We start from the raw sequence: 9269 nt of genomic DNA on the forward strand, positions 1-9269 counted from the left end.
TAAGGAGTTTTTAAATGTATTCGACAAAAGCATTAGAATTTAATTTAATATTAGATAAAATCCAAGACTACGCCTATTCAAAGGTTTCAGTAACAGCTATTAAAGATACTTTACCTTATAATCAATTAGATGAAGTCTCTTTAAATTTACACAAATCCTTTGAGTTGAAACAAATTATTGATACTTATGGTCGATTACCATTTGTAAAAGGATTTGATATTTACCTTATAATAACCAATTTAGATAAACTGGATTTTTTAAGCATTGAAGATTTTCTTATGATTAGACGCTTTATTCACATGGAAAAATCTTTAGAAAACTATTTTAAATCAATTGATTCTGTCCATATTAATCATCTAGAATGGATAAAGACTTTTAAACATTCAAAATCACAACTTCAACATATAGATGAAATCATTAAGGATGATGAAACTATTTATGATGATGCTTCAAGTACGCTAAAGACTATTAGACATGACTTAAAGATGAAAGAAAGACAACTTGATAAACTGTTAAGTGAAGTCTTAACACGTTATCAAAGTTATCTAAACGAGTCCATCATTGTAATGCGTAATGGTCGTTACGCTATACCAATTAAAGAAGGCTATAAAAATAAAGTTAAAGGTGTAATACATGATGTATCTGCCTCTAAACAAACGGTATATATTGAACCAGAAGATATAAGACAAGTTACACAAGATATTGAGTATTTAAAGAGTCTTGAAGAACAAGAAATTATTCAAATATCAATCGCGTTAACTAATAAGTTAAAACCATTTAGTACTGAATTTATAAGTCATTTAGATATCTTAGTAGAACTTGATGTACTACACGCAAAAACCCTTTATGCTGTAGAAATTGATGCAAACCTACCAAATCTAAATAGTGATGGAAACATCCACTTAATCGATGCTAGACACCCATTAATTGCTAAAGAAAGTGTTGTACCTATTGAAATAAGCATTAGTAATGATCGTAATGTATTAATGATTACTGGTCCGAATACTGGTGGTAAAACAGTAGCACTAAAAACCTTAGGGTTATTTACTTTAATGATGCAATCAGGTATTTTAGTGCCATTAAACAAAAATAGTCAAATGAGTGTTTTTGATCAAATATTCGCAGATATTGGTGATGAACAATCTATTCAACAATCCTTATCAACCTTCTCATCACACTTAACAAAGATTAAGAATATGTTTGATAAGTTAAAAGGAAGAGCACTTATTTTACTAGATGAGTTAGGTAGTGGAACAGACCCAATTGAGGGTGTATCACTTGCTATTGCAATTATTGATGACCTAAAATCAAATAAAAACAACCGTATCATATTAACAACACATTATTCTGAGTTAAAACTTTATGCTTACGAACATGATGATATTTATACTGCGAGTGTTGCTTTTGATGAGGTGAGCTTAAAGCCTTTATATAAAATTCATTTAGGTATTGCCGGATCATCACATGCATTAAAAATTGCAGATAGATTAGGCTTACCTAAACGTATTATCCATGAAGCTGAAACACTTTTAAGTGGTAGACAAACGAACCTTGGTAAAAATATAGAAAAACTTAATAAAGAACAAGTTTTATTGGAACAAGAAAAAGAAGTACTTAAAGCAAAGTCAGAGGCACTTGATAAAGAAATTAAGAGGTATCAAGATAAGATCAGAACTTTTGAAAAAGAGCGTGATCAAATGCTTCAAGATATTAAATTTAAAGCAACTAAAGAATATGACAAATTAAAACAAGATGCCTTAGAGGTCATTGATAAATTATCTAAAGTGGATAAATTATCCACGCCGGATGCTGCAAAATTAAAAGGTGACTTAAACAAATCTATTAAAAAAGAGACTAAAGTTAAACTAGAACCACTTAAGATAGGTGATCTTGTCTTAGTCACTAATTATGGCCAAGATGGTGTCATCACCAAAATAAATAAAGATGAGTATGTAGTATCCGTTGGATTATTCGAATTACCTTTTAAACGTCATGAACTTTCAAAGATGGCTGTTAAACCTAAAAAACAAGAAAAAGTTCAAACAAAATACAGTGGTTCAAACCCTTCTAAAGCACCTACTTTTGAACTTGATTTAAGAGGTGTACGTTTTGAAGAAGTTAAAGAACTTATGGATAAGGCAATAGATGATGCATTATTATCGAATACACCTTACATTAGAGTGATTCATGGTTTTGGTACCGGGGCTGTTAGAAAAGCGGTTTATGACTATATTAAGAAGTCTAGATACATAAAATCCCATAGATATGGGCAAGAAGGCGAAGGTTTAAATGGAGTTACTGTCATTACACTTTAACCCTTAGCCATATTCTTTGATTATTTAACCTAAAGAAGTTATAATATAAATACAATTAAAATTAGGAGGCATTTTAAATGCAACAATATAAAGGTGAAGATTTTAAAGGTCTAGTGAGTAAAGATGGCCTTGTTTTAGTAGACTTTTTTGCTACATGGTGTGGACCTTGTAAAATGTTAATGCCTGTTTTAGAACAAATTAGCACTGAAAACGTTGGAGCACAATTGATTAAACTAGATATTGACGAATACAGAAAAGAAGCAATTGATAATGGTATTCGCGCTGTACCGACACTTGTATTATTTAAAGACGGTAAAGAAGTATCTAGAGCATCAGGCTACCAACCAAGAGAAAAAATTCTATCTTGGATAGAAGAACATAAATAAGAAGTAAGGCTTGTAATAAAGCCTTTTTTCTTGTGTTATAATAAATATATAAAAAGTAGGATGTATATGAACGGTATATTTTTAGTCAATAAAAAAGCTGGATTAACCAGCCATGATATTGTTTATCAAATTAGAAAGAAATTTAATATTAAAAAAGTAGGACATACAGGAACTCTGGATCCTTTTGCTACCGGTTTATTAATAATTTTAGTCGGTAAAGCAACAAAGTTAGCCTTTCTATTTGATGAGCTTGATAAGCAATATGATGGAACCATTGTACTTGGTAAATCTTATGATACAGATGACACTACAGGTGAAGTTATAAATGAAGTACCTGTATTATTTGCTGAAGATGATTTAAAGGCTATTTTAGACAAAATAGTGCCTACCTATAGGCAAATACCTCCTAGCTATTCAGCGATTAAAAAAGCAGGTGTTAAAGCCTATGAAGCTGCAAGAAGCGGTAAGCCACTAGATTTGCCTGCTAGAGAAGTAAGTATTTATGATTTTACTTATCAAATAAAGGAACATACAATAGATTTTTCTACACATGTATCCAAGGGTACATATATTCGAAGTATCGCAAGAGATATTGGACTAGGATTAAATACCTTTGGTGCACTATCAGTCTTAAATAGAACAAAGATTGGCTTGTATAGCCAAAATATGTCAAAGACCGTAGAAGATATTGAACTACCTGATTTAATTGATCATACATTATTATTTGAAGGCGTTAAGAAAATAGTCTTAAATGACTACTTAATTAAACTCGTCAAAAATGGTGTTGTATTAGATGAACGTCAAACAAACATAAATGAACCATTTATTGTACAAGATGAAGTGGGTACGTACATTGCATATTATGTCCCTGATAATCAACAGTATAAATTGAAATATTTATTTTAAAAGGAAGTGCATGAGATGAAGACAATACACACTACATATGAATCCATAAAAAATAATGAACCAATTACATTAACTATTGGTAATTTTGATGGGTTACACATCGGGCATCAAAATCTTATAGAAAAGGTTAAAAAATTTAGTGACACAAAAAGTGCTGTCATGACATTTTTTCCACATCCAATGAGTGTAATTACAAACAAAGAACTTCCAATTCTAATGGATATATCAGACAAAGAACGTGCACTTAAGATGATGGGTGTTGATTTATTTATCGTAGTTGAGTTTACTAAGGCATTTTCAAAACTAGAAAAAATAGAATTTATTGAGTGGCTAAAGTCACTTCAAGTAAAACGTATCGTTGTAGGTCGTGATTTCAAGTTTGGTCATAAAGGATCTGGTAGTGTTGATGATTTAAAACAGCATTTTGAGGTACTCGTCGTAGAGGATTTACTCTATAAGGATACACGTGTATCTACAACCTACATTAAGTTATTACTTGAACAAGGTGATATGAAACTTGCCAGAAAACTACTTAATAAAAGTTACAGTATCCATGGTGAGGTGATTCATGGTGATAAAGTAGGCAAAATGATAGGTTATCCAACCGCTAATATCGACTATAAGAACCATTATTTACCTAAGATAGGTGTTTATGCTGTAAAAGTGGAAATAGGTGATAAAACCTATTTAGGATGCGCTAATTTAGGTCATAACCCAACAATCAACTATTCAACTACAAGAAGATTAGAAGTATTTATCATGAATTATGATGGCGATTTATATGAAGAAGAGATTACTGTTTCATTTGAGTACTATTTACGAGATGAAATAAAGTATGATAAAGTAGAAACTATGTTAGAACAAATCGAAAAAGATGTAGAACAAACACATAACTTATTAAAAAAGTAAAAATATGATAAAATATTATTAATAGAGGAGGTATCATCTATGAAAATGGTTATAGCTGTTGTATCTAATGATGATGCAAACAGAGTTCAAAAGGGTTTAGTTAAAGAAAGAATATTCGCGACTAGATTATCAACTAAGGGTGGATTCCTTCGTGAAGGAAATGCAACATTCTTAATTGGTATTAATGATGAAAAGGTGCCTGAAGTATTAGATATAATTGAAAAATATTCTAAGACTCGCAGTAAAATTGTACCAAATGCTATCGTTAATGAATTCGGATCATTTAGTACTTTACCAATCGAAGTATCCGTTGGTGGAGCGACTGTGTTCATTTTAAATGTGGACCAATTTATCAAATTATAATGTAATTTATTCCAAAATTAATGCATTTTATCATAAAAAAATAAAAAAATGTTGCAATTAAAATTTAATTATGGTATGATTCATTAGGTCGATAGCAAGGACATTGTTAGCCAAAACAAATTCTTTAGCTATACGAGACATAGGAGGAAACATTATGGCACTGACAAAAGACAGTAAAAAAGCAATCGTTGAGAAATTTGCAAGATTCGCTGGCGACACTGGTTCACCAGAAGTACAAGTTGCAATTTTAACTCACGAAATCAATGAGCTAAATGAACATTTACAAACTCATATTCATGACTTCCATTCAAAACGTGGTTTATTCATGAAAATTGGTCGTAGACGTAATCTACTTAAGTACTTAAGAGAACAAGATGCTCAAAGATATGCTGCTTTAATTAATGAACTTGGTTTAAGAAGATAAGAAAAACTCAATTTGAGTTTTTTTTATTTTTATAAGTCTAAAATACCATATTCATCGATATATGTGGTGTATTTATAGCGATTAATGTTATAATTAAATGAATTGAAAAAAATGAAAATAATTTCAATATAAAATGAAGGAGATTTTATATGTCTAAACAAGTATTTGAAACAACACTTGCTGGGAAACCACTAAGAGTTGAAGTCGGCGAAATTGCTAAACAAGCAAATGGCGCCGCAATGATTTATTATGGTGACACTGTTGTACTATCAACTGCTGTTGCTAAAGCGAAAGTGGGTCAAACTGACTTTTTCCCACTTATGGTAATATATGCAGAAAAACAATATGCTGCAGGGAAAATTCCTGGTGGATTCTTCAGAAGAGAAGGTAGACCATCAGAAGTTGAAACTTTAACATCAAGATTAATTGATAGACCATTACGTCCATTATTTGATGATGCTTATAGAAATGAAGTTCAAGTTGTTAATACAGTATTATCATCAGATCCTGAAGCATCAAGTCAAATGGCTGCAATGCTCGGTTCATCGATTGCGCTTGAGATATCAAATATTCCATTCATGGGACCAATCGCTGGTGCACATGTTGGACGTATTGATGGACAATTTGTATTAAACCCATCAACAGAACAATTAAATGTATCAGACATCGATTTAATCGTTGCAGGTACAAAAGATGCAATTAACATGGTAGAAGCGGGTGCTAAACAAGTATCTGAAGAAGTTATGTTAGAAGCTATTTTATTTGGTCATGAAGCAATTAAAGAATTATGTGCTTTCCAAGAAACGATTAAAAAGGCATTTGGAGTTGAAAAAGTTGAACCCGAATTACTTAGTCTTGATCAATCAATCTTTGATGAAGTATTTGCATACAAGGGTAAAGAATTAGTTAAAGCTGTTTCACTTATTGACAAACAAGAACGTTATGATGCAATTGATGCAATCAAAGACGAAGTACTAGCTCATTTTGAAGAAAGAAATTTCTGGATGACAGTAGATGGTAAAGAAGTACTAGATGCTGATCAAAAGAAAGAATTAATCAATCAAGTTAAAGTTTCTTTAGACAAAATTGTAACTAAAGAAGTTAGACGCCTTATTACTGAAGATAAAGTAAGACCTGATGGCCGTGGCTTAGATGAAATTAGACCACTTGCATCCTCAGTTGATTTATTACCAAGAACTCATGGTTCTGCACTATTTACAAGAGGTCAAACTCAAGCTTTAGGGGTAGTCACATTAGGTTCATTAAATGAAAATCAAATTATTGATGGTTTAGAACAAGAAACAATCACAAAACGCTTCATGTTACATTATAACTTCCCACCATTTTCAGTCGGTGAAACAGGTCGTTATGGTGCACCTGGACGTCGTGAAATTGGTCATGGTGCTTTAGGAGAACGTGCTTTATTACAAGTATTACCTTCTGAAGATGAATTCCCATATGCAATCCGTGTAGTATCTGAAATTACTGAATCCAACGGTTCAAGTTCACAGGCTACAATTTGTGTAGGCTCTATGGCTCTAATGGCCGCTGGTGTTCCAATTAAAGCGCCAGTTGCAGGTATTGCAATGGGCTTAATCATGGACGGTGCTCATTACTCAATTTTAAGTGATATTCAAGGTATGGAAGACCATGAAGGTGATATGGACTTTAAAGTCGCAGGTACTAAAGATGGTATTACTGCACTTCAAATGGATATCAAAATTCAAGGTATTACAACTGAGATTATGAAAGAAGCATTAGAACAAGCTCGTAAGGGTAGATTACATATTCTTTCACACATGAACACTGTGATTAGTGAAACAAGAACTGAATTAAGTGCATTCGCACCTAAAGTTAAGATGATCCGTATTAATCCAGATAAGATTAGAGACGTCATCGGTGCTGGTGGTAAAATTATTACTCAAATCATTGAAGATCATAACAACGTAAAAATTGATATTGAACAAGATGGTAGAGTATTCATTATGCATACGGACTCTTCATGGTTAAACAAAACTGCTGCATACATCGAAAGTTTAGTAAGAGAAGCTAAAGTTGGAGAAATCTACGAGGCTAAAGTGACGCGCTTATTAATGGATAAAGATGGTAAAAAAATCCAAGGTGTATTCGCTGAAATCTTCCCAGGAACTGAAGGATTAGTCCACATTTCTAAATGGGAAAAAGAAAGAACAGAATCTTTAGATGGTAAAGTTAAAGTAGGTGATCAAATCTTAGTTAAAGTAGTTAAGATTGATGAACGTGGACGTGTTGACTTATCCAGAAAAGACGCTTTATAAGATAATAGATTGATATTAATTCTAAATCCTAGCCCAATATACTCATGCGATATAGGCTAGGATTTTTTTATTTTTATGTAAAAATAACACGCTTAACAAATAAATCTATTATAATAAATTATTACTTTTAAAAAGGCTGGTGTTATTATGGATGATAATCTACAGTTATATTTGAATATGATTTTTATTTTTCTTGCAAGTGGTTTGATTAACTACTGGGTAAGTGGTGTACTTTCAAAAAAAAATAAATGGTTGGTTTTTATTATACCAGGTATAGTGTTGTCTATTTCTTCAGCATTTTTGATTCTAGGTATCACAGCTAATGATGATACCGGATGGGCTGCACTAGGCTATCTACTCATCTTTGGTTTTACTTTACTTATATTTATTGGTACACTAACTTCATCCATAATTTGCTTCATTAGACATAAAGTTAAGTAAATTATGATAATACAATGTATTGTTTGACATTTCATCTAAAAGCATATAAAATGTCTATGCATTATGGAATTAGGAAGGTGACTGAGCGAATCTTTATGATTCGTTAGGAAAGTCCATGCTAGCACACACCTTATAGGTGTGTAGTGTTTGTGCTAAGGGAAATCATAACCTTAGGTATGTTGTATAAACATAACGGCAAACTAGTTATAGCTAAGGTGTTTCACTACGTTATAACTTAAATTAAAGTGCCACAGAGACGAATCTATTTAGAAATAAATAGAGTGAAACGCGGTAAACCCCTCAAGCTAGCAACCCAAATTAGGTAGGGGCACATGATGTGTAGCAATACAACATCATGCAAGATTTGAATCTTGAGATTAATAGTCACAAAAGAAGAAATTCTTTACAGAACATGGCTTATGCACTAATTCATATGTAAAATAAAACCCACTTGTTTATAGTGGGTTTTATTTTTATATACCATCCGTTGTAATATAATCTATGCCTAATTTTGCTAAATTTTCCATTAGAACCTTATCATTTACTGTCCAAGTACTAATTTTTATATTATATTTATGAAGTAAATTAATTAAGTCCTTAGTTACCTGGCTATGATGAATAGATAGATCAAATCGATTTTTAATTAAAAAATCAAAGATTTCATCATCAAATTTATCTGTTAATAGTTGAACCAGACAGTTTTTTAAAATGGATCTTAATTGAAGTAGATTTTCTCGATGAAAAGAAATGAAAATGACATGATCTAAATAATCATGTGTGTCAATCTTTTCGATAATGAATTTAATTTGATCTAGTGTAAATTCAGCTTTTAATTCAATGATTGCTTCTTTTTGAAAGGTTTTACAAATATCAATATATGTATCAAGTAAAGGTATTTTATACGTATCTTTAAGTTTGAGCGCCTTGATTACTTCATAAGTAGTCTCATTAATATTTAAATCGATATTTGCAAGTCTTAGTAGATTATGATCATGATGTATGATAGCTACTTGATCAAGTGTTAAATGAATATCCGTTTCAATGCCAAAAAAGGGGAGTTTTGAAGCCTTTTTAAAGCCTTCTAGGGTATTTTCTAACACTTTTGAGGGAAGTCCTCTATGTGCAATAAATTTAGTTTTGGGGTATTTTTTTATCATTGTTTTCATATCTATATTATACGACAAATGAATAAATAAAACATAAAAAATAAGGTTACCACTCTACTGGT

General features: G+C 31.4%; 9 protein-coding genes and 1 other RNA gene. 9 read left to right on the forward strand and 1 reads right to left on the reverse strand.

From position 1 onward, the window contains the following. The first annotated feature begins 14 nt into the window (after positions 1–14). From IY230_RS00965 to rnpB, 9 genes are all read left to right on the forward strand, one after another. Complete coding sequence (locus IY230_RS00965; protein WP_196369481.1) at positions 15–2315, forward strand: endonuclease MutS2; 2301 nt, start codon at positions 15–17, stop codon at positions 2313–2315. A gap of 77 nt (positions 2316–2392) precedes the next feature. Continuing rightward, the gene (trxA, locus tag IY230_RS00970) at positions 2393–2701 is read left to right on the forward strand and encodes a thioredoxin (RefSeq protein ID WP_012242758.1); all 309 of its coding nucleotides are present in this window, start codon (positions 2393–2395) and stop codon (positions 2699–2701) included. Between the two features lie 66 nt (positions 2702–2767). Continuing rightward, a complete protein-coding gene (gene truB / locus IY230_RS00975; protein WP_196369482.1) occupies positions 2768–3607 on the forward strand; it encodes a tRNA pseudouridine(55) synthase TruB in 840 nt (279 codons plus the stop codon). Positions 3608–3622: 15 nt separating this feature from the next. After that, positions 3623–4516 carry a bifunctional riboflavin kinase/FAD synthetase gene (locus tag IY230_RS00980; RefSeq protein ID WP_196369483.1) on the forward strand — a complete coding sequence of 298 codons (894 nt, stop codon included), beginning with the start codon at positions 3623–3625 and terminating at the stop codon, positions 4514–4516. Positions 4517–4555: 39 nt separating this feature from the next. Continuing rightward, positions 4556–4879, forward strand: coding sequence for a cyclic-di-AMP receptor (locus tag IY230_RS00985; protein WP_196369484.1), 324 nt, complete (start codon positions 4556–4558; stop codon positions 4877–4879). Between the two features lie 154 nt (positions 4880–5033). After that, on the forward strand, positions 5034–5303 hold the full coding sequence (gene rpsO, locus IY230_RS00990) for a 30S ribosomal protein S15 (RefSeq protein ID WP_012242754.1): 270 nt from the start codon (positions 5034–5036) through the stop codon (positions 5301–5303). A 149-nt stretch (positions 5304–5452) separates the two neighbouring features. Then, complete coding sequence (locus IY230_RS00995; RefSeq protein WP_196369485.1) at positions 5453–7600, forward strand: polyribonucleotide nucleotidyltransferase; 2148 nt, start codon at positions 5453–5455, stop codon at positions 7598–7600. A 147-nt stretch (positions 7601–7747) separates the two neighbouring features. After that, entirely contained in the window at positions 7748–8041 is a 294-nt protein-coding gene (locus tag IY230_RS01000; protein ID WP_196369486.1) for a hypothetical protein, read from the forward strand. A gap of 69 nt (positions 8042–8110) precedes the next feature. Next, an RNA gene (gene rnpB, locus IY230_RS01005) (RNase P RNA component class B) lies at positions 8111–8466 on the forward strand. Positions 8467–8514: 48 nt separating this feature from the next. Here the strand turns inward: rnpB and IY230_RS01010 are convergent. Beyond that, the gene (locus IY230_RS01010) at positions 8515–9198 is read right to left on the reverse strand and encodes a glycerophosphodiester phosphodiesterase (RefSeq protein ID WP_196369487.1); all 684 of its coding nucleotides are present in this window, start codon (positions 9196–9198) and stop codon (positions 8515–8517) included. Positions 9199–9269 lie beyond the last annotated feature (71 nt).

It is taken from the genome of Acholeplasma laidlawii, from assembly GCF_015709225.1.
GTDB lineage: Bacteria > Bacillota_I > Bacilli_A > Acholeplasmatales > Acholeplasmataceae > Acholeplasma > Acholeplasma laidlawii_A.

Coding starts and splice junctions, on each gene's coding strand:
- IY230_RS00965 (WP_196369481.1), top strand. CDS start 15: ATGTATTCGACAAAAGCATTAGAATTTAATTTAATATTAGATAAAATC.
- trxA (WP_012242758.1), top strand. CDS start 2,393: ATGCAACAATATAAAGGTGAAGATTTTAAAGGTCTAGTGAGTAAAGAT.
- truB (WP_196369482.1), top strand. CDS start 2,768: ATGAACGGTATATTTTTAGTCAATAAAAAAGCTGGATTAACCAGCCAT.
- IY230_RS00980 (WP_196369483.1), top strand. CDS start 3,623: ATGAAGACAATACACACTACATATGAATCCATAAAAAATAATGAACCA.
- IY230_RS00985 (WP_196369484.1), top strand. CDS start 4,556: ATGAAAATGGTTATAGCTGTTGTATCTAATGATGATGCAAACAGAGTT.
- rpsO (WP_012242754.1), top strand. CDS start 5,034: ATGGCACTGACAAAAGACAGTAAAAAAGCAATCGTTGAGAAATTTGCA.
- IY230_RS00995 (WP_196369485.1), top strand. CDS start 5,453: ATGTCTAAACAAGTATTTGAAACAACACTTGCTGGGAAACCACTAAGA.
- IY230_RS01000 (WP_196369486.1), top strand. CDS start 7,748: ATGGATGATAATCTACAGTTATATTTGAATATGATTTTTATTTTTCTT.
- IY230_RS01010 (WP_196369487.1), bottom strand. CDS start 9,198: ATGATAAAAAAATACCCCAAAACTAAATTTATTGCACATAGAGGACTT.